A 20,286-nucleotide genomic window follows, 5' to 3' on the forward strand; every position below is an offset into this window, starting at 1 on the left:
ACGATCAACCAGGAGGCCTGCTTATGATGCTCCCCCGTTTTCGCCCAGACACCGCCCAGGGCCAACGCTGGTCCCGGGCCTTTCCGCTCACCGCCTCGGTCGCCGTGGCGCTGTGGCTTGGCGGCTGCGCCGCCCCCGGTACCGAGTTCCAGAGTACCGGCGTCGACCCGCTGCCTGCCGAGTATCAGGACTTCTTCGACAAGGAGCAGCCGCGCAACCCCGAATGGATGCATGACAACACCCTGGAAGAGGCGCAGCAGCTCGTCGCTGCCGGCCAGACCCGAGAGGCGATCCTCAAGCTCAAGGGGCTGGCCGCCCAGGACATCCCCAAGGCCTACTACGAACTCGGCAAGATCTGGGATCAGGGCAAGGGCATCCAGGCGGACCCCGCCAAGGCCGCTGCCTACTACGAGGATGCCGTGCGCACGCCGTCCTATATCCTTGGCCACGCATCGCTCAACCTGGCCAAGCTGAGCCTGGAACAGCAGGGTGCGCCCTATCGTCCGGTACTGGCCTACTATCTGCTCGAGCAGGCCATGGAAGAAGAAATCGGCCGTGACGAAGGCGTGGTGATGGCCTCATTGCTGGCCCGCGGCGCCGACGGCGTCGCGGCGGACCCCCAGCGCGCCCTGGCGCTGTATCGTCAGGCGGCGAACAACGGTAATCCGGATGCCATCCTGGCACTGGCCAACGCCTACGCCGAGGGCGGTTGGCTCGACACCGACAAGGCACGCTCGCGCGAGTACGCCGAGCGTTACGCCGAAGGCCTGCGCGAGCGCGCCGGCGGCGGCGATATCAAGGCGATGACCGAACTGGCTGAGCTGTACTCGGCCGACGGCCTGCTGGCCGGCAACGACGATCGCCGCCTGCACTGGCTGACCCAGGCCGCCCAGGCCGGTGACCCCGACGCGGTGGCCAAGGCGGGCCGCGAGATGCTCGACAGCGGCCGCGCCGAACAGGGCGTGACCCTGCTGACCCAGGCGGCCGAGAACGGTGACGTCGACGCCATGGAGCGCCTGGGCCGGATTCTGCTGGAGGGCGACGGCCTCAGGGCACGGCCAATCGAGGCACGCAATTGGCTCGAAAAGGCCATCGACGAGGACTCGGTCGACGCCCGCGTGACCCTGGGTCGCGCCTTGCTGGAAGGCGACGCCCTGCCGGCGGAGCCCCAGCGCGGCATCCGCCTGCTCGAGCAGGCCGCCCGACACGACGACCCGCTGGCACTGGCGATGCTCGGCCAGGCCTACCTGGCCGATGAGGTGGTGCCGACCCAGCCAGTGATCGCCGCCCGCTATCTCGAGCGCGGACATGAGCTGGGCCATCCGTTTGCCACCGAACAGCTGGGCGCGCTCTACCTCAGCGGCCGTGGCGTGGCCACCGATCCGGCCCGGGGCGAACGGCTGTTGCGCGAGGCCATCGACCAGGGGCAGAGCGGCGCCCTGCGCACCCTCGGCGAGGCCTATCTGGCCGAGGACGGTCCCCTGCCCTATCAGCCCCGTGAGGCGGAGCGCCTGCTGACCCAGGCGGTGGAAGCCGGCGATACCAGCGCCGCTACCCGCCTGGGCGAGGCCTATCTGACTGGCGAGCTGACCGGCGAGACGACAGGCCCGAATCCCACCCAGGAACCGGGCGGCGACGCCATGGCCGTGGCCGATGGTGCTTCGACCCAGCGAGGAAATTCTCGGGTGGATCACGGACGGCGCCTGCTGGAGAACGCCGCCGAGCAGGGCGACGCCTACGCCATGGTCGTCCTCGGCCGCGCTTACCGCGACGGTACCGGGGTGAGCCGTGACCTTGCCCAGGCCACCGAGTGGCTCGAACGGGCCGAGGCCGCCGGCCACCCCTCCGCCGCCGAGGCGCTGATGCGCACCCAGCGCGATCGCGGCCAGGCCGGTGACATCCAGGCGCTGATCGCCTCTGCCCGTCAGGGCAACGTCAACTCCATGGCGGACCTCGGCCGCGCCTATCGCGACGGTGAGGGCGTCGGGCGCAACCTGTCCGAGGCCAGCCGCTGGCTCGAGCGAGCCGCCCGCCAGGGTCATCCAGGCGCCGCCGCCGCGCTTGGCCGCATGTACCTCGACGGTGAAGGCGTCGCCCGCGACCCGGCCAAGGGCGCCGAACTGCTCCAGGTGGCGGTGGCCGGTGGCCACGCCGGCGCGCGTGCTGACCTGGGCGGCATGCTGCTGACCGGAAACGGCGTGGAAGCCGACCCCGAGCGGGGTCGTCGCCTGCTGAGCGAAGCCGCCGAGGCCGGCAACGAGTATGCCGCCCAGACCCTTGGCGAGGCCTACCTCGAAGGCAATGGCGTCAGCGCCGACCCGGCCGAGGCCGAGCGCTGGCTGACCCGGGCCAGCGACGCCGGCAGCCTGTCGGCACGCGCCCTGCTTGGCACCGCCCTGGTGCGAGGCGACCAGAGCCTGGCTCAGGACCCGAGCCGGGGCGAACAGCTGCTGACCAGCGCCGCCGACCAGGGACACGCCGGCGCCCAGGCCAGCCTCGGCCGCGAGTACCTGCGTGGCGAAAACCTCGAGCGGGACACCCGCCAGGGCGCCGACTACCTGCTCAAGGCCGCGCGTCAGGGCCACGAGACCGCGCGGCTGGCGCTGGCCAAGGCCTACCTGGCCGCCAATGGCCTGGAGAACGCCAACCGTGAGCAGGCGCTGGTATGGCTCGACGGGGTCATGGACGGCAACTCCCAGATGGCGTCCCAGACCCTGCACGACCTGCTCTCCGACGAGGCTACCCTGGCCGCCATGCCGGAGACCATGAACGCCGGCGGCTGACCCCTGCCCCTGGCGTCACGCCCCAGGCGCCATGTGCCCACTAACTGGTACATGGCGCCCTGGGTTACCTCGCGGCTTCTCATGCCCGCAGCTTCACCGTCGCCTGAGTCCCCCTGAGTCTTCTCCCGCTCGCCTTTCCAGGCGCTCACCATCTTGCCCGGACTGCGCCCTTGCCTGCGTGCTGCCCGCCTTCACCTGGCTTTTTCGGGGCGGCCCTTTTGGATACCTCGACAAACACAGCTAAAGTGCTGAGACGACAGCCACGGCGCCCGTGCGCCCTGACAGGAGACCATCATGAGCTATCGTCCCGCCGAAGACCGTTACGAACGCATGCGCTATCACCGCTGCGGTCGCAGTGGCCTCAAGCTGCCCGCCCTGTCCCTCGGGCTGTGGCACAACTTCGGCCACAACGCCCATGAAGACAACGCTCGCGAGATCTGCCGTACCGCCTTCGATCACGGCATTACCCACTTCGACCTGGCCAATAACTATGGCCCGCCGCCTGGCAGCGCCGAGTCCATGTTCGGGCGCATCCTCAAGACCGACTTCGCCGGCCACCGCGATGAACTGATCATCTCCACCAAGGCGGGCTATAACATGTGGCCCGGCCCCTACGGCGAGTGGGGCAGCCGCAAGTATCTGCTGTCGAGCCTCGACCAGAGTCTCAAGCGCCTGGATCTGGACTACGTCGACATCTTCTACTCCCACCGCTTCGATCCCGAGACACCGCTGGAAGAAACCATGGGCGCGCTGGACCAGGCGGTACGCTCGGGCAAGGCGCTCTACGCCGGTATCTCGTCGTACAGCCCTGAGCGCACCCGCGAGGCCGCTCGCCTGCTGCGCGAACTGGGAACCCCCTGCCTGATCCACCAGCCCAGCTACTCGATGATCAACCGCTGGATCGAGGACGACGGGCTGCTCGATGTGCTGGACGATGAAGGCATCGGCTCGATCGTCTTCTCGCCACTGGCCCAGGGCCTTTTGACCGCCAAGTACCTGGGTGGGGTGCCTGACGACAGCCGTCTTGCTCGCGGTGGTGCGATCCGCGAACAGCACCTGTCCGACGACAACCTCGAGCGTGTCAGGGCGCTCAACGCCATCGCCGAGCGGCGTGGCCAGAGTCTGGCGCAGATGGCGATTGCCTGGGTGCTGCGCGGCGGCCGCGTGACCAGCGCCTTGATCGGCGCCAGCCGCCCCGATCAGGTCAGCGACTGCGTCGAGGCCCTGGACAACCTCGACTTCAGCGACGAGGAGCTGGCCGACATCGACCGCTACGCGGTGGATGGTGGGGTCAATTTATGGGCCCAGTCCTCCAAGGCCTAGGGCTTGTCTGAAAAGTGCCTGCGCTCGGTAATACGGCGTTAAAAATCGGATCAACATGCTCATTTACACCCCGTAAACTGCGCTGTCTCACCGATTTTTGCCTTGTCTAACCTTCGCTCGTCGACTTTTCGGACAGAGCCTAGGGCATATCTGAAAAGTGTCTGCGCTCGTCGACTTTTCGGACAGAGCCTCGGCAAGCCAGCTCGGCAAGCCAGGAAGCATCAAGCCTGCCGCGAAGTGACAAGGCTGCACCGAAACTGCGCCTGCGCTCGATCACAAGGTGACCAGTTGCACCCCGCTGCAACACACCAGTGACTTGTCGCCACGATCGGGCCAGGCCTCGCGCGTATAGGCGTAGATCTGGATGTCCAGGGTGCTCTTGCCGGCGTGCAGATGGCGCTTCAGGGCCTGGGTCACCGGTACCCGCTTGAACGCCGGTGTCATCGGATGGGAAGGCCGGGTATCGAAGCGTCTGAGACCATCCGGGCCATGGCAGTGTCCTGGCGAGCCCCAGCATTCGGCGTGGCCGAACAGCGCAAAGGTGCCGGCATAGCCCCGGCTTTGCGGGGTCACCCTGGCCGGCAGGCGCGCGCTGAAGAAGAGCCAGGCGGTGTAGCTGGGGCGCAGGTGGTGGATGCCATAAAGCTCGACGAAGGCTTCCTCGAACTCATCGGCGCGAAGCGCGCCCAGGTCGAGCCGCGGCAGGCGATAGCGTTGCTCGATCATCAGGCCTCCTCCAGACCGCTGCCGGCCAGGGTCAGGTCCGCCACCGAACGGGCATACTCGTAGCCCAGCGACTGGACATTGAGCACTTCGCCGACGGTCAGGCCGAAGGGTTCCAGCACGATCTCCTCGAGTCCCGGGGGAAAGTTGGTGATGCCGTGGCTCTTCTGCCACAGCGACCAGAGCCGGTCGATCATGCAGTGGTGAGAATAAAAGATCGGATCATAGGCGGCGTAGGTGGTGCTGGCCATGGTCGCACCGACATAGACGTGGAGCTGATCATGCACCGTCTCGATCAGGTCGTTGAACTGCTCGAAGGTGTCCACCCGCTCCACCAGGAAGGCCGCGATCTCGCCCAGCGTCGCCCGGCCATCGCCGTTCACGTCGGCCACTGGAAAGGAAAACACCGGCAACAGGCCGCCAGGATTGCGCTCGGTGACCAGGTCCACCGGTTCGGGCACCTGGGGGGGATAAAGCTGGATGCGCGAGGAGTGGAGCGGATTCTCCTCGCCATCGATCAGCGCAACATCGAAGGCCTCGGGAATGCCCTCGCCTCCGGTCCAGTCCCACCAGGGGATCGAGACCTCTTCATCGATATCCTGCAGCGACTGCTCCAGACGATGGAGGTAGGCCCGGTGCCAGGGCAGAAACAGCCTGGCGCTAAGGCTGGTGCGAGGCGAGAACTGATGATGCCAGCACCAGCGCCCCGGGGCGCCATGGATGCCGGCGTAGTGGTAGAAGCCTCGATTATCCTGTCGAGCCTTGGACGCGCCCAGTGCAGCGATGTAGCGGCGCATGTGCACACGCTCGGCAGCTTCCACCGGCAGGCGATACATCATCTGACCCGACATGCTTCCCCCTTGCCGTCGCTGTCGACGGCAGTCCCGGGCGCCGAAGGACGGTTATCCCCGGCTCGTTTCAGCCTAGTTCAGTCCCCGGGGCTCGGCCACGCCGCCGTTCGCCCTCATTACCGGCCAGCCAGCCGTCTGGACGCGTCTCTCCGACATCGTCCTGATGATCCCAGCCAGCCCGGAGCGACCGCCCGTTATTGAGCAATTACTCAAAATGCGTTTGAATGGCGTCCACCCACGACATCACCGAGTCGTCCCGCGCCCTTCCAAGGAGTCCCCATGGCAAGCGTCACCAATCGAACCCTGCTGGATCTGGGGCGGCTGACCGCCAACCTGGTCACCTACCCCGAAGGCCACAGCGTCTATCGCCACAACGACCCCATGGGTGGCGGCCGCTACTACAAGCTGAACCTGATCCTGAAGGCCCCTCGGGCCGGCGGGGTATTCGAGACCGAAAAGGTGATCTTCAACCTGTTCGACCGGGTGATCCTGTTTCGTCCCGACCTCTACCAGCACAGCGTCTCGAAGATCGAAAAGGGCAAGCGGGTGTTGTTGAGTATTGCCCTGCACACGCCCTGAGCCTATGGCTTTGTATGAAAAGTGCCTGCGCTCGGTAATACGGCGTTAAAAATCACACCAACATGCTCATTTACATCTCGTAAACTGCGCTGTCTCACCGATTTTTGCCTTGTCTGACCATCGCTCGTCGACTTTTCGCCATCCACCTTGCGCCGTCGCCGAAGACTCTGACCTGAGACGTTGGCGTGGGCGTTGGCGTTGGCGCGACACGCCTATCGAAAATGCACGAAAGGTGCGCCTTAGGCCGGTGCAAGCGTAGCCCTGGCCTCGGACCTGGGCCTGCTCGATCATCCCCCCCTACTCGGCTGAACTCCCCCGCCACCTACCGACCAAACTGTTGGCGATCCCCGGCGCCTCACCCCAGGGCCGGCCCCCGGCATCCTGCCCCAGGCTTCGTCAGCCATGCCAACAGGAGGCGTCAGCTGTGACCACCACCCTCGTTCAGGCGGAAATCGCCGCCAATCGCTTTGGCCTCGGCGCGGGGCCAGGTGAGCTTGCCGAGATCGCCAAGGACCCCCAGGGCTGGGTGCTGGCGCAGATCGACGAGGCCGAACGAGCGCCACTGATCGAGCCTCTCGCCGCCCTGCCATCCACCATCACCTACCTGGAGCGCTTTGATCGCTTTCGCCGAGACCACGCGGCCGCCCGTCGACGCATGAGCGAGGCCGCCGCCAATGACAAGCCCACACAGAGCCTGCCGACCCTGCTCGAGCGTTTTGGCGCGATGAAACAGGCCGAGATCCAGGCCAGGGGGCGCCAGCAGTGTCTGAGTCCGTTTCCGGTACTCGAGCGCTGGGTGATGTTCTGGAGCAACCACTTCACCGTGTCCGCCGATCGCGGCGGCGTACAGTTGCTGCCCGGGGCCTTCGAGCGCGAGGCCATCCGGCCCTATGTGTCGGGTAGCTTTTCGGCCATGTTGCTGGGCGTCGAGCAGCATCCGGCCATGCTGCTCTATCTCGACAATGCAGCGTCGGTGGGCCCCGATTCGCCGCTGGCCAGAAGTGCCAGAGCCTCTGCCGGACGGCTCGGGCTCAACGAGAACCTGGCGCGGGAAATCCTGGAGCTGCATACCCTCGGCGTCGACGGCCCCTATCAACAGCAGGACGTGATCGAACTGGCCAGGGCCATCACCGGATGGCGGACACGGCTAGAACTGCCGCCATCGACCGAGGCGCCGGCCCTCGGACCCTACGGTAGCCTGTTTCATGGCGCGGCCCATCAAGGCGGCGAGCGAGAACTGCTGGGGCGGCGCTTCGCTGCAGGCGGGGCCAGGCAGGGGCGTGACATGCTGCGCTTTGTTGCCGGCCAGGAGGCCACCGCAACCTTTGTCGCCACCAAGCTTGCCCGTCACTTTGTCGCCGACGACCCACCCAGTGAGCTGGTATCGGCCTTGGCCTCCACCTTCCAGCGCGAGAACGGTCGCCTGTCGGCGCTGTTTCGCACCCTGTTCAGCCACCCCCAGGCGTGGCAGCCGCAAGCGCTCAAGTTTCGCCGTCCGCAGGAATATCTCGTCGCGCTCTATCGCGCCCTGGGCAAGGCACCCTCGCCCGATGGCAGTGACTGGGGCCAGCAGCTTCGACTGCTGGGCCAGCCACCTTTTCTCGCCGGCGCCCCGGCCGGATGGAGCGATGATGCCAACGACTGGATCGGCGCCGATGCCTTGTACAAGCGACTGCTGGTCGCCCAGCGCCACGCCGGTGACGCCAATGGTGAACCCATGGAGCTGGCCCAGCAGAGCCTTGGCCCACGCCTGCGTGAAACCACCGCGGTGGCGCTCAGTCAGGCGCCCCGGCCACAGGCGCTTGCCATGGTGCTGGCAAGCCCCGAGTTTCAATGGCGCTGAGCGCTGTCGCGACATCACCCAACGGAGTCCGCCATGTTCAACCGACGCGAGTTTCTCAAGGCCATGGGCGCAGGCGCCAGCCTGCTGCTGTGGCCCTCGCTGGCTCCGGCCGACTCCCCGCTCGGCAAGCGCCGCCTGGTCGTGGTGCTGCTGCGCGGAGCCCTCGATGGCCTCGCCGCCGTCCCCTGTGACAGCGACCCCGCCTACCGGCGCTTGCGTGGCAGCCTGGCCTCGCTGGAAGGAGTCGTTGCACCACGACTGGACGGGACCTTTTCGCTGCATCCGTCACTGGCCTTCTGCCACCGTCTCTACCAGGCCGGCGACTTCGCCGTGGTTCACGCCTGCGGACTGCCCTATCAGGGACGCTCGCACTTCGACGCCCAGGAGTGCCTGGAAAACGGCACCGCCACCCCCACAGGAAGCCGCACCGGCTGGCTGAACCGTGCGGTGGGCAGCCTCGGCGACACCCAGGGACTGGGCCTCACCTCCTCGCGCCCGTTGTTGATCCGTGGGCCGGCCCCCTTCGCCACCTGGTCGCCGTCGGCGCACGGTACCACCCAGCCGTCACTGGCCCAGCGGGTCGCCGCGCTCTATCGACAGGATCCCCGGCTGGGCCCGGTGTTCGAGCGCGCCCTGGCGATGCAGCAGATGGCCCCCACCGATATCGACAGCGGTGGCCGCCTGGAGGATACCCTGGCGGCGGCAGCACAGTTCCTGGCCGCCGCGGATGGCCCCCAGATCGCCATGGTGGAAGACGACGGCTGGGACACCCACGCTCGCCAGAATGCGGTGCTGTCACGCAAGCTTGAACAGCTGGATAGCGGGCTTGCAGCACTGCACGGCAAGCTCGGCGAACGCTGGCAGCACACCGCCGTAGTGGTCATCACCGAGTTTGGCCGCACGGTGGCCGTCAACGGCACCGGCGGCACCGATCATGGCACCGCCAGCTGCATCCTGCTGGCCGGTGGCGCCATTCGAGGGGGGCGCGTCCACGGCCAGTGGCCGGGGCTCGCCCGGCTGCGTGACGACCGTGATCTGATCGCCGCCCAGGACACCCGCACCGTCCTCAAGGGTGTGCTGCGTGACCACCTTGGCCTCGACCTCGATCCCCTGGCCGAGCAGGTCTTTCCCGACAGCCGGCAGGTGGGCCCTCTAGCTGGCCTGATTGGCTGAACGGATGACCCGAACTGACTGGCCCGAACTGACTCACTGAGCCGGCTAACGTCGCTGACTCACTGAGCCAGCGACGTTAGCCTGGTTTTACCAGGCTGGAAAAGGGTCATCCGAGTCGACCCAGGCGTCCATGCCGAGGGCCAGCTCCGATTCGCTCAGCAGGCACTCATCCAGCGCCTGACGAATGCGCTGCTCCGCCAGGTTCTGGCCGATGAACACCAGTTCCTGGCGCATATCACCGAAGGGCTCCCGCCATTTGGCCAGAATCGCCTCGCGATACTCCGGGTCCTCGGGCCACTGCTCCTCGGGTACCGCCCGCCAGAAGCGACCCGCCAGGCCGTGGTGAGCGATGCCTCCCGCCTGACTCCACTGACCGGCGAACTGAGGACGGCTGGCAAGCCAGAAGAACCCCTTGGAGCGCAGCAAGGTGCCACCGAACCAGTCGCCATGCAGCAGTTCATGAAACCTGCGCGGATGGAAGGGGCGGCGCGCCTCATAGGCAAAACTCGAGATACCGTACTCCTCGGTTTCCGGCACATGCTCACCGCGCAGCTCCTTGAGCCAGCCCGGCGCCCGCTGGGCCCGCTCGAAGCTGAAGCGTCCGGTATCCAGCACCCGCGACAGCGCCACCTCGCCCTGGACCATATGGACGATGTCGGCCTCGGGATTGAGGGCGCGCAGTACCGCCTCGACCTCCGCCAGTTGCTGCGCCGAGATCAGGTCGCACTTACTGATCGCCAGCACATCGCAGAACTCGATCTGGTCCACCAGCAGGTCCGCAACATTGCGCTCATCGTCCTCGCCCAGCGACTCCCCCGCCTCCTTGAGGGAGCGGGCTTCAGCGTACTGGCTCAGAAAATTGGCGCCATCGACCACGGTGACCAGGGTATCGAGTCTGGCGATCTCGGACAGGCACTGACCGTCCTCATCGGCGAAGGTAAAGGTCTCCGCCACCGGCAGGGGTTCAGAGATCCCGGTGGATTCGATCACCAGGCTGTCGAAGCGCCCCTCCTCGGCCAGCCTGCGGACCTCGATCAACAGGTCCTCGCGCAGGGTGCAGCAGATACAGCCGTTGCTCATCTCCACCAGGCGCTCTTCGGCGCGGTTCAGCGTGACCCGGTCCTCCAGCTCGTCTGATGCCCCTGGCCCACCGCGCACCAGAGCGGCGTCGATATTGACCTCGCTCATGTCGTTGACGATGACCGCGACCCGACGCCCCTGGCGATTGGCCAGAAGGTGATTCAGCAAGGTGGTCTTGCCGGCTCCCAGAAAGCCTGACAGTACCGTGACCGGCAACCTGGCATCATTCATGAACCTGTTCCCCCCATGTGCTCTCGCCAAGGAAAGCCCCTCTCTGCACGAGGCGCTTTCCTTGTTTTAAATGTTACGTTATAACATTGTAAACACATCCCATGGAGACGCCAAGATGTCGCTGTCCAGCTCACTGTCCACCTGCGTCGATGGAGACGCCCCGACCGCGTCTTGCGAGTCGCAGCCAAGTGTCCACTGGGCCCAGGGTATCGATGCCTCGATCCTGCCGCGCATCTTCGAGCAAGGCATCACCATCGCGGTGATGCAGCGCGCGCTGTCCCCCAGCCTGGAACACAGCATCCAGGCACAGTGCGATACCGATCGTCGCTGGAGTTTTCAGTGGCTGGGAGTTCCCGACGCCGCCATGAAGCGAGAACTCCGGCGCAGCATGCCCGCCCCGGAGCAAGCCTGCCCCCTGTTAGACGACGTCGTGCTGTTGACCCAGGCCATGGCGATGCTGTTTGACACCGACACTCTGGGAATACGACTGCGCCTGCTGGACAGCGCCATGTGTCCACGCTTTCACTGCGACAAGTTGCCGGTGCGACTGGTCACCAGCTATCGGGGGCCGGGCAGCGAATGGCTGCCCGAGTCTGCGGTCAATCGCGCCGGGCTCGGCGCACCCTCGCCGGACAAGCCCGAGACGCTTCGCCAGGCCCATGCCATTCAGCGGCTGGGCACCGGCGACCTGGCACTGTTGAAGGGAGACGGCTGGAGCGGCAACGAGGGCCGCGGACTGGTACATCGCAGCCCGGCGCAGCAGGCAGGGGAGACGCGCCTTTTGTTGACCATCGATCCGAGCTGAGTCGAGCGGCCGCCGACGCTTTGCCAGGGGCGTGGCGGCCGCCGGCGCACGCAACGCGTGGTCAGTGGATCTTCAGGCGTGGCCCGACCGAGCGGCCGAGGACGTCGCTCAGCGCCTCGGCGGTACCCTTGAGCGGCCCCAGCAGGATGAACTGGTGCTGGCGCTGCAGTCCCTGGTAGGCCGCCCGCGCGAGTCGCCCGCGCAACTGGACGTCATCGGCGAACCAGCCTTTCACTTCGCCGACGCTGCCGGCCTCACCCAGCGACAGCAGGGTACCCTTGTCCTCGTAGACGAAGGGCGCCGGCGTTTCCCCCGCGAGAAAACGCGGCAACTCCTTGGCCAGATGTTCTGCCTGCTCGCTGGCCGCCTGGGCGGTGGGCGGTGCGGGCTCGTCGTCGATAACCGAGCAGTCACCCAGCGCAAAGACGTGATCACTGTCGACACTCTGCAGGGTCGGCTTCACCCGCCACTGGCGCTTCTTGGTGGTCGCCAGCGCGTCGATCGAGTCGGCCACCGGCGGCCCCACGCGTCCGGCCGCCCAGATGGTCAGGTCCGCCGGAAACTCGTCGCCGCCATCGGTGGTAAGACGGTCGCGATCGACGCGACTGACCTGTTGTTCGGTATGAATGCCGATGCCGACATTCAAAAGGCGCTTGCGGATGGACTGGCGCACCTCATCCTCCATGCCCGGCATGAAGGTATCGGTCGCCTCCAGCAGGGTCACCTTGACCCTGGGCTGGCACTCTCGTGGGGCCACACTCGAGGCCCGCGCCTCGGTGGCCAGCAGCCCTGCCAGTTCCACCCCGGTGGCCCCTGAACCGACGATGGCGATATGGAAGGGATCACTGCGCTGCCCGGCGCGATGCGCCAGCAGCCCCGTCGAGAAGCGCTCGAACAGTCGCTCGGCGTCGGCCTCGCTGTCGAGCATCAGGGCATGCTCGAGCACGCCCTCCACGCCCATGTCCGGGGTCACCCCGCCAATCGCCAGCACCACCGCCTGGTAGCCGATGCAGCGACCGGGCACCCTCACCCGACCGTCGTCTTCGGGCCACTCGGCCAGGGTCAGGGTACGCGCCTCGGGATCGATGTCCGCGAGTTCACCGCGCTCGAAGCCAAACCCCCAGTGCTCGGCGAGTCCTGCGTAGTCCAGCTCATCGACCTCGCCACGCCGAAAACCGGCGGCAAGCTCATGCAACCGCGGTTTCCACACATGGGTGGCGCTACGGTCGATCAGCAATACGTCCTTGTGGCCTGCCTTGGCCAGCCGGATGGCAAGCTCGAGGCCGCCGGCACCACCACCTACGATCACCACGCCTTCACTGCGAACGTTCATGGGACCTCCTGTCATCGCCCCTGCGGGGGATCCACAGGGACGTCCGGTGTCGATTCGTCCCCACCCTACCACTCCGTGCCCGGCTTGAGGACATGCTCGTTGCAGCGTAGTTTGGGGAGGTCGGAAACGGAACTTCTTCAGGAGATTGCCCCTATGCACACCCCTGAGAACCAGCTGATGACTGACCATGCCTATCTTGGCGGACGTTGGGTCGAGGCCAGTGACGGCAAGACCCGGGAGGTCGAAGACCCGGCCACCGAAAAGACCATCGGCAAGGTGCCCCAGCTGACCGAGGACCAGTTGGGCGAGGCCATCGATGCCGCCAGTCAGGCCTTCGAGCGCTGGCGTGACACCCCCGCCCTGGAGCGCGCCGACGCGCTGATGGCCTGGTACCAGGCGATGCAGGACAACGCCGAGGCGCTGGCCCGCCTGATGACCCTGGAGCAAGGCAAGCCCCTGGCCGAGGCCCGTGGCGAGGTCGATTACGCCGCCAGCTTCCTGCGCTGGTTTGCCGGCCAGGCGCGACGCATCGCCGGTGATACCCTGGCCTCGGATGACCCCGACATCTCGCTTGGCACGCTGCGCCAGCCGGTCGGCGTGGTGGCCATCATTACCCCCTGGAACTTCCCGCTGGCGATGATTACCCGCAAGGTCGGGGCCGCGCTGGCGGCGGGCTGCACCACCCTGGTCAATCCAGCAAGCCAGACCCCTTTCTGCGCACTTGCCCTGGCCAGACTGGCCGAACAGGCCGGGCTGAACCGGGGCGAATTCAACGTCCTCACCTGCCCCGGCAAGCGCTTTTCCGAAAAGGTCTGTGACGACAATCGCGTTCGCGCGCTGTCGTTCACCGGCTCCACCGAGGTCGGCCGGACGCTGCTGGCTCAGGCCGCCGACACGGTCAAGCGCAGCGCCATGGAGCTGGGTGGCAACGCCCCTTTCATCGTCTGCGAGGACGCCGACCTGGACGCCGCCGTGGAAGGCGCCATCGCCGCCCGCTTCCAGACCAGCGGACAGGACTGCGTGGCGGCCAACCGCCTGTTCGTCCACCGTTCTCTCTACGACACCTTCATCGAGCGCTTCACCCAGCGCATGAATGACATGCCGGTGGGCAACGGCTTCGATGAGGACATCGAGATCGGCCCGCTGATCAACCGCGACGCGGTGGCCAAGGCCCGCGAACTGGTAGAGGACGCCAGATCCCGGGGGGCGCGCGTGCTCGGTCGCGGCCAGGGCCAGGCCCCAGGGCCACGCTTCTTCATGCCGACCCTGGTGGCCGGCTTCACCGATGATATGCGCATCGCCAGTGAAGAATCCTTCGCGCCCCTCGCCCCGGTGCGCGCCTTCGACAGCGATGACGAGGCCATCGCCGCTGCCAACGACACGGTCTACGGTCTGGCCGCCTACGTCTATGCCAAGGACCAGCAGCGCATCCGTCGCTACCAGCAACGTCTGGAAGTCGGCATGGTGGGTACCAACACCATGGATATCACCGGGCCCCAGGTCCCCTTTGGCGGCGTCAAGCAGTCCGGCCTCGGTCGTGAAGGCGGCCTCGAGGGCATGGAGGAATACCTCGAGACCAAGTACCTGTGCACCGCCCATGGCTAGCGTGTACACACCCTGAGTCCCCCGGGAGAAGCGCAGCCTTCTCCCGGGGAGCACGGTTATCTCCTGCGACCCCGTCCCGCCGAGGATACCCGGCAGGGCCTGCGGCGCCCCCACCGACCCACAGATCCCCCCTCCAGACTCCGTCAGAAACTTAAGAAAAGCTGGCTTTTCAGGAGATTGCCTCACCTCCTGCACAAGGCTGAGGGTAAAGTGAATGCGACACCTGGCCGATACTAATACTTTACTCTCAAGGATCTCACCTGCATGGACCACTCGCTTGCGTCCTACAACCCGGCACTGGTCGCCCTGAGCCTTGGCATCGCCGCCATCGCTTCGCTCACTGCCCTCGATCTCGCCGGACGCGTCAGAGCGAGCCAGGGCCTTGCCCGCCACCTGTGGCTTGCCGGCGGTGCCTTCGCCATGGGCACCGGCATCTGGTCGATGCACTTCGTCGGCATGCTGGCCATGGACCCCGACTCGCACTTCGCCTACGGGATCCCCCTTACCCTGGCGTCCCTGCTGGCGAGCCTTCTCGCTTCCGCCTTGGCACTGGCAACAGTGCAGTCAGGCCACCTCACCGGTCCTCGACTGGCCGTCGGCGCACTGATCATGGGTAGCGGCGTCTGCCTGATGCACTACATCGGCATGGAGGCCATGCTGTCGGTAGACAGCCTGCGCTACCGACCGGACCTGTTTGCCCTGTCCGTGGTCATCGCCGTGCTGGCCTCAGCGGTCGCCCTCAGCCTGGCCTTTCGACTCAACCCGGTGGGGGGACGCTCCCCGCTGTGGCAACGTGGCCTGGCCTCGCTGGTCATGGCCGCAGGCATTTCGGGCATGCACTACACCGGCATGTCCGCCACCAGCTATCGCACCCTGAGCTACTCGGCCTCGGCCCCGGGCATCGGCACCGACCAGCTGGCCATCGTGGTGGCGCTGATCGCCACCTGCATCATGCTGGCAGCGTTGATGATGTCGATCTACGACGCCCATCTGTCCTCGCGCAATGCTCAGCTGGCACGTTCGCTACAGCAGGCCAACCAGGAGCTCAAGGACCTGGTCCATCATGACGTCCTGACCCAACTGCCCAACCGACTGAAGCTCGAGGAGCACCTCGATGAACTGCTCGAGGACAACATCGATACCTTCGCGGTGTTCTTCGTCGACCTGGACCGCTTCAAGCAGGTCAATGACGGCCTCGGCCACCATGTGGGTGACGAGCTGATCAAGGGCGCGGCCCGACGCCTGCAGATGGCGGTGCGCGACAGCGACCTGGTCGCCCGGGTGGGCGGCGACGAATTCATGGTGGTCACCCATCAGGTTGCCAGGCGCGGCGACGCTGAAGCGCTGGCCCAGCGCATCGTCAGTTCGCTGGACAAGCCCTTCCAGATCGGCAACAGCATGGTCAAGGTCTCCACCAGCCTGGGCATCAGCCTTTACCCCGACCACGGGCGCAGCAAGCATGCCCTGATGGTCCACGCCGACGCCGCCATGTATCGCGCCAAGCAGCAGGGACGCAACAACTTCCAGTTCTTCGCCTTGGACATGACCTCCGAGGCGGACCGTCGCAGTACCCTCGAGCGACGCCTGACCCAGGCCATCGAGGAGGATCGCCTGAGCCTGGCCTATCAACCGAAGATCCGCGTCGACAGCGGTGAGGTCTCTGGCGTCGAAGCGCTGCTGCGGTGGCACGATGAGGAACTCGGCCAGGTCACTCCTGACGAGATCATTCCCGTCGCCGAAGACTGTGGCCTGATCCTTCCCCTGGGCGCATGGGTGCTACGCACCGCCTGCCGGTTTTCGAGCGAGTGGCTCAAGGAGTCCGGCGAGCCATTGCCGGTGGCGGTCAACATCTCGGCCATTCAGCTCAATCATCGCGGCTTCGTGGCCACCATCGAGGCTGCGCTTGCCGAATCGGAGCTTCCCCCTCACCTGCTGGAACTCGAACTGACCGAAAGCACCCTGGTACAGAACCCTGATCGCGCCCTGGAAGTACTGAGTACCCTGCGCAACATGGGTGTGCTGCTGTCCATCGATGATTTCGGCACCGGCTATTCCAACTTGACCCAGTTGAAGTATCTGCCCGTGGACCGTCTGAAGATCGACCGCACTTTCATGCAAGGCGTGGTCGATTGCGAACAGGACGCGGCCATCGTCCAGGCGGTGATCTCGCTGGCCAGGTGCCTGGGGCTTCATATCATCGCAGAAGGTGTCGAGAGCGAAGAACAGCTGGCCTTTATCCGCCAGCTGCAGGGCCACGAGTACCAGGGCTACCTGTTCAGCAAACCGGTCCCGGCCGAAGAGCTCAAGGCACTGTTGGCCAAGGGTCACCTCGTGGCAGCGGCCGCAGCGGAACCCCGACACGTCACCCGGGATACGCCGGTGCGCGAGGCCCGCCTATCCGGGCTCGAGCCTGAAGGCAGACCTTCCCACCCCACTGGCATCGTCTAAACGGCAGCCCGATACCGTCGATACAGGCTGCTTGACCTTGCCGGTCAGGCAGCGTCACCCTTCAGCCACCACGACAACAACACTCCGCAGCGCAGAGATCGCCGCCATGTCCAATGCCTTTCGCGCCCCGCCCCCGGCGCACCAGGAATCCCCGCCGCTGTCCTCCCCGGAGCGGCTGGTTCATCTGCTGTCCAGAGTCGCCGACAAGGACCGGGAGGCCTTCGCCGAGTTGTACGAGGCCAGCGTGGCGAAACTCTTCGGCACGGTGTTACGTATCTTGAAGCAGCAGGCCTGGGCCAACGATGTCATCCAGGAGGTCTACGTGACCATCTGGCAGAAGGCCGGACGCTTCGAGAGCGAGCGCGCCTCCGCCATCACCTGGATGGTGACCATCGCCCGCAATGCGGCCATCGACGAGCTACGCAAGGCACCGACACGGCCCACCGAGAGCGACAGTATCCTCGAGAACTGGGTCGCCGAGACGCCCTCCGCCTACGATCAGCGTCACCAGGACGAGACGTCGACACAGCTGACGTTGTGCCTTGATGAACTGGAAGAGAGCCGGCAGCAAATGGTGCGCCTGGCCTATCTGGAGGGCTGGTCGCGGGCCGAACTGGCAAGCCACTTCGACCAGCCGGTCAATACCGTCAAGACCTGGCTGCATCGTGCACTGAAACAACTCAAGGGGTGCCTGGGATCATGAGCGACCGCGACGACAAGGACATGCTGGCCGCCGAGTTCGTGCTGGGCACCCTGGATCGTGACGAGCGCGACAGGGTGCGCCGCCAGCGTCAACACGACAGCGAACTCGAGCAGCGTATCGGTGAATGGGAGAGCCGACTGGCGCCTCTGGCCGACGAGATCCAGGACCTCACCCCGGGCCCGGACCTGTTGCCGCTTATCCAGCAACGCATCAAGGCCATCGAGGACGCCGCGCGTGGCGATACGGCGCCCAACGCCCCCCCGAGCACCGCCAGCGTCACGCCGCTGCACCGCCGCCTGGCCTTCTGGAAGGCCGCCACCGGCCTGTCCAGCGCCGCGGCGGTCATCCTGGCGGCGGTGCTGCTGGCACAGCCGTCGCCGTCCACCAGTGAGTCCAACTTTGTGGCGGTGTTCCAGCAGGACGATCGCCAGCCCGCCTTCATGCTCAGCGTCAACCTGGAGCAGCGCCGCCTGCATGTCCGCCCGGTCAGCGCCGAACCTCTACCCGACCGCTCCTATCAACTTTGGATCAAGCATGATGATCTGGGCTCCGCTCCCCGGTCCGTCGGTGTACTCGACGATGACCTGAGCCTCGACCAGGCCGCCCTGCGCGACTACGAACCTGAATTGCTGAAGCATGCCACCTTTGGCATCAGCGTCGAGCCTCCGGGTGGCTCGCCCACCGGCCAGCCTACCGGCCCCGCTATCCACGGCTACCTGTACCCCACCGAGCCCAGCGGCGGCCAGCGTCTCTGAGAATTTCAGTCCTCACTGAAACCTTTTCGCCTCCCCTGCGTAGCTAGTCGATGACCCCGCCACCGGCAACGGCCGATGGCGGGGTCATCGTGGCGGGCATGCGTTTCGACACCCTCGAGGCGTACGCCCCGCACCACGACTTCCCTGCTTGGCCACTCGTTCGAGTGGCCTTTTTTATCTGGACGTCGGCTCTCGCCTTGGCGTCAGGGCACAACATTTTTTTTCGATGACCTGAAACCCACCGTGGCATCGGCACGTAGCTGTTATCAACTCGGCAGCCATCCTGTCGTGGAGCACCTTCGGCAAGCCAATCAGCAACACCAGGAGACCATCACCATGTTCAAGCCATTGGCAGCACGTACCCTCATCACCTCAGCCCTCCTCGTCGGCGCGGCCACCCTGGCCACCGGCGCCCAGGCCGCCCACCATGGAGAGATGGACGAAGCCGGCCATCTCGGCGTCTGGGCCGAAGATCAGTCGGTGGAGAGCGGCACCGTCACCGCCGATCGCATCGTCGCCGAGAACAACGGTTGGCTGGTCGTCCACCGTACCGACGAAAGCCACAAACCAGGGCGCGTTGTCGGTCACGCCCCGCTCAAGGCCGGTGAGAACACCGATATCGCGGCCATCCTGACTGAAGAGGTCAGCAGCGGCGAACATCTGATGCTGATGCTCCACGGCGAGGACGGCGGCATGCAGACCGGCATCTTCGAATACACCCTGGGCGCCAGCGAAGACGGCCCGGTCAAGGTCGACGGCAACCTGGTGATGAGCGTGATCACCGCTCAATGACACCAGCCCCCTCCTTTTGACGACTTGGCGAGGGCCCTGCCCCTCGCCTTTTTTGTGCCTGCTGCTCGCCCTTCGTACCCCACCGCTGTCCTTCCGCGCCGGCCTCCCGGTCTTTCCTGTGCCTGCCGCTCTTCCTGCTCGCGCCAGCCCCCGCAAAGAATCCTCTTTGATGACTTCACAACGCCTCTTGAAGATTGTATAAAATATAAAACCTGATCAACGACGCCCAGATGATCGTCGATCACCACAACCGACAACAAACCGGGGTACTCCATGCAACGCGTACACGTCATCGATTCCCACAGCGCCGGCGAGCCCACGCGCCTGGTCATGGACGGCTTTCCGACGCTTGCCGGCGCCACCATGACCGAGAAACGCGACTGTCTGCGCGACCGACACGACCACTGGCGCCGCGCGGTGATGCTGGAACCCCGTGGCCACGACGTGCTGGTCGGCGCACTCTACTGTGAGCCGGTATCTCCGGACGCAACCTGCGGGGTGATCTTCTTCAACAACGCCGGCTACCTGGGCATGTGCGGTCACGGCACCATCGGCCTGGTCGCCTCGCTGCATCACCTGGGCCACCTCAGCCCCGGCGACCACCGCATCGACACGCCGGTGGGCCAGGTCGAGGCGACCTTGCATGCCGACGGTGCCGTGACCGTACGCAACGTCCCCTCCTACCGCTACCGCCGGCAGGTCGCGGTGGAAGTGCCCGGCCACGGCATGGTCCATGGCGACATTGCCTGGGGCGGCAACTGGTTCTTTCTGGTCAGCGACCATGGCCAGCGCATCGCCCTGGACAATGTGGAGACCTTGACCGGCTATACCTGGGCCATTCGTCAGGCGCTTGCAGGCCAGGGCTTCACCGGCGATGACGGTGGCGAAATCGACCACATCGAGCTGTTCGCCGATGACGACGAGGCCGACAGCCGCAACTTCGTGCTGTGCCCCGGCAAGGCCTACGACCGATCCCCCTGCGGTACCGGCACCAGCGCCAAGCTGGCGTGCCTGGCCGCCGACGGCAAGCTCGCTCCCGGCGAACGCTGGCGCCAGGCCAGCGTCTGCGGCGGCCTGTTCGAGGCGAGCTATGAATGGCAGGGCGATCAGATTCGCCCCAGCATCACCGGACGCGCCTTCATGAGCGCCGACAGCACCCTGCTGATCGACGAGCAAGACCCCTTCGCCTGGGGCATCGGCGGCTGAAGCCCCAGCGGCTGGCGCCCCAGTACCCGACGACGGCCATTGACGTTTTTACC

16 protein-coding genes are annotated in these 20,286 nt (G+C 66.0%); 12 read left to right on the forward strand and 4 right to left on the reverse strand.

Features of this window, described 5'->3' with window-relative positions; all coding sequences use genetic code 11:
- Positions 1-23 precede the first annotated feature (23 nt).
- Entirely contained in the window at positions 24-2,783 is a 2,760-nt protein-coding gene (locus tag NFH98_RS14510; RefSeq protein ID WP_349622890.1) for an SEL1-like repeat protein, read from the forward strand.
- Between the two features lie 294 nt (positions 2,784-3,077).
- Entirely contained in the window at positions 3,078-4,106 is a 1,029-nt protein-coding gene (gene mgrA / locus NFH98_RS14515; RefSeq protein ID WP_124803047.1) for an L-glyceraldehyde 3-phosphate reductase, read from the forward strand.
- Between the two features lie 273 nt (positions 4,107-4,379).
- Here the strand turns inward: mgrA and NFH98_RS14520 are convergent, their stop codons facing one another.
- Both NFH98_RS14520 and NFH98_RS14525 read right to left on the reverse strand, forming a co-directional pair.
- Positions 4,380-4,832, reverse strand: a complete 453-nt coding sequence (locus tag NFH98_RS14520) for a hypothetical protein (RefSeq protein ID WP_045992561.1) — start codon at positions 4,830-4,832, stop codon at positions 4,380-4,382.
- Positions 4,832-5,680 (reverse strand): tyrosinase family protein, encoded by an 849-nt coding sequence (locus NFH98_RS14525; RefSeq protein WP_349622891.1) that lies wholly within the window; start codon positions 5,678-5,680, stop codon positions 4,832-4,834. The genes NFH98_RS14520 and NFH98_RS14525 overlap by 1 nt, the downstream gene beginning before the upstream one ends.
- Positions 5,681-5,959: 279 nt before the next feature.
- Here NFH98_RS14525 and NFH98_RS14530 point away from each other — a divergent pair, with 279 nt between their 5' ends.
- The 3 genes from NFH98_RS14530 (at position 5,960) to NFH98_RS14540 (ending at position 9,275) form a co-directional block, all read left to right on the forward strand.
- Positions 5,960-6,259, forward strand: coding sequence for a 2OG-Fe(II) oxygenase (locus NFH98_RS14530; protein ID WP_124803051.1), 300 nt, complete (start codon positions 5,960-5,962; stop codon positions 6,257-6,259).
- Between the two features lie 424 nt (positions 6,260-6,683).
- Positions 6,684-8,102 (forward strand): DUF1800 domain-containing protein, encoded by a 1,419-nt coding sequence (locus NFH98_RS14535; protein ID WP_349622892.1) that lies wholly within the window; start codon positions 6,684-6,686, stop codon positions 8,100-8,102.
- 33 nt (positions 8,103-8,135) lie between these two features.
- A complete protein-coding gene (locus NFH98_RS14540) occupies positions 8,136-9,275 on the forward strand; it encodes a DUF1501 domain-containing protein (RefSeq protein ID WP_349622893.1) in 1,140 nt (379 codons plus the stop codon).
- 87 nt (positions 9,276-9,362) lie between these two features.
- Here NFH98_RS14540 and zigA read toward each other — a convergent pair whose 3' ends face one another.
- Positions 9,363-10,586 carry a zinc metallochaperone GTPase ZigA gene (zigA, locus tag NFH98_RS14545; protein WP_349622894.1) on the reverse strand — a complete coding sequence of 408 codons (1,224 nt, stop codon included), beginning with the start codon at positions 10,584-10,586 and terminating at the stop codon, positions 9,363-9,365.
- Positions 10,587-10,701: 115 nt separating this feature from the next.
- Between zigA and NFH98_RS14550 the strand changes: the two genes are divergently transcribed.
- Positions 10,702-11,391: a DUF1826 domain-containing protein gene (locus NFH98_RS14550; RefSeq protein ID WP_349622895.1), complete on the forward strand. Its 690-nt coding sequence runs from the start codon at positions 10,702-10,704 to the stop codon at positions 11,389-11,391.
- A 61-nt stretch (positions 11,392-11,452) separates the two neighbouring features.
- Here NFH98_RS14550 and NFH98_RS14555 read toward each other — a convergent pair whose 3' ends face one another.
- The gene (locus tag NFH98_RS14555; RefSeq protein ID WP_349622896.1) at positions 11,453-12,724 is read right to left on the reverse strand and encodes an NAD(P)/FAD-dependent oxidoreductase; all 1,272 of its coding nucleotides are present in this window, start codon (positions 12,722-12,724) and stop codon (positions 11,453-11,455) included.
- Between the two features lie 153 nt (positions 12,725-12,877).
- Here NFH98_RS14555 and NFH98_RS14560 point away from each other — a divergent pair, with 153 nt between their 5' ends.
- From NFH98_RS14560 to NFH98_RS14585, 6 genes are all read left to right on the forward strand, one after another.
- Positions 12,878-14,329: an NAD-dependent succinate-semialdehyde dehydrogenase gene (locus NFH98_RS14560; protein ID WP_045992554.1), complete on the forward strand. Its 1,452-nt coding sequence runs from the start codon at positions 12,878-12,880 to the stop codon at positions 14,327-14,329.
- Between the two features lie 264 nt (positions 14,330-14,593).
- Positions 14,594-16,777, forward strand: coding sequence for a putative bifunctional diguanylate cyclase/phosphodiesterase (locus tag NFH98_RS14565; RefSeq protein WP_071211106.1), 2,184 nt, complete (start codon positions 14,594-14,596; stop codon positions 16,775-16,777).
- A 106-nt stretch (positions 16,778-16,883) separates the two neighbouring features.
- Positions 16,884-17,480 (forward strand): sigma-70 family RNA polymerase sigma factor, encoded by a 597-nt coding sequence (locus NFH98_RS14570; protein ID WP_045992553.1) that lies wholly within the window; start codon positions 16,884-16,886, stop codon positions 17,478-17,480.
- The gene (locus NFH98_RS14575) at positions 17,477-18,235 is read left to right on the forward strand and encodes an anti-sigma factor (protein ID WP_045992552.1); all 759 of its coding nucleotides are present in this window, start codon (positions 17,477-17,479) and stop codon (positions 18,233-18,235) included. Before NFH98_RS14570 ends, NFH98_RS14575 begins: the two co-directional genes overlap by 4 nt.
- A gap of 336 nt (positions 18,236-18,571) precedes the next feature.
- Entirely contained in the window at positions 18,572-19,027 is a 456-nt protein-coding gene (locus NFH98_RS14580) for a DUF7282 domain-containing protein (protein WP_045992551.1), read from the forward strand.
- A gap of 273 nt (positions 19,028-19,300) precedes the next feature.
- Entirely contained in the window at positions 19,301-20,233 is a 933-nt protein-coding gene (locus tag NFH98_RS14585) for a 4-hydroxyproline epimerase (protein ID WP_045992550.1), read from the forward strand.
- Positions 20,234-20,286 lie beyond the last annotated feature (53 nt).

Origin of the sequence: Halomonas sp. H33-56 (genome assembly GCF_040147035.1) — a bacterium.
Classification (GTDB): Bacteria; Pseudomonadota; Gammaproteobacteria; order Pseudomonadales; family Halomonadaceae; genus Halomonas; species Halomonas litopenaei.

Coding starts and splice junctions, on each gene's coding strand:
- NFH98_RS14510 (WP_349622890.1), top strand. CDS start 24: ATGATGCTCCCCCGTTTTCGCCCAGACACCGCCCAGGGCCAACGCTGG.
- mgrA (WP_124803047.1), top strand. CDS start 3,078: ATGAGCTATCGTCCCGCCGAAGACCGTTACGAACGCATGCGCTATCAC.
- NFH98_RS14520 (WP_045992561.1), bottom strand. CDS start 4,832: ATGATCGAGCAACGCTATCGCCTGCCGCGGCTCGACCTGGGCGCGCTT.
- NFH98_RS14525 (WP_349622891.1), bottom strand. CDS start 5,680: ATGTCGGGTCAGATGATGTATCGCCTGCCGGTGGAAGCTGCCGAGCGT.
- NFH98_RS14530 (WP_124803051.1), top strand. CDS start 5,960: ATGGCAAGCGTCACCAATCGAACCCTGCTGGATCTGGGGCGGCTGACC.
- NFH98_RS14540 (WP_349622893.1), top strand. CDS start 8,136: ATGTTCAACCGACGCGAGTTTCTCAAGGCCATGGGCGCAGGCGCCAGC.
- zigA (WP_349622894.1), bottom strand. CDS start 10,586: ATGAATGATGCCAGGTTGCCGGTCACGGTACTGTCAGGCTTTCTGGGA.
- NFH98_RS14550 (WP_349622895.1), top strand. CDS start 10,702: ATGTCGCTGTCCAGCTCACTGTCCACCTGCGTCGATGGAGACGCCCCG.
- NFH98_RS14555 (WP_349622896.1), bottom strand. CDS start 12,724: ATGAACGTTCGCAGTGAAGGCGTGGTGATCGTAGGTGGTGGTGCCGGC.
- NFH98_RS14560 (WP_045992554.1), top strand. CDS start 12,878: ATGCACACCCCTGAGAACCAGCTGATGACTGACCATGCCTATCTTGGC.
- NFH98_RS14565 (WP_071211106.1), top strand. CDS start 14,594: ATGGACCACTCGCTTGCGTCCTACAACCCGGCACTGGTCGCCCTGAGC.
- NFH98_RS14570 (WP_045992553.1), top strand. CDS start 16,884: ATGTCCAATGCCTTTCGCGCCCCGCCCCCGGCGCACCAGGAATCCCCG.
- NFH98_RS14575 (WP_045992552.1), top strand. CDS start 17,477: ATGAGCGACCGCGACGACAAGGACATGCTGGCCGCCGAGTTCGTGCTG.
- NFH98_RS14580 (WP_045992551.1), top strand. CDS start 18,572: ATGTTCAAGCCATTGGCAGCACGTACCCTCATCACCTCAGCCCTCCTC.
- NFH98_RS14585 (WP_045992550.1), top strand. CDS start 19,301: ATGCAACGCGTACACGTCATCGATTCCCACAGCGCCGGCGAGCCCACG.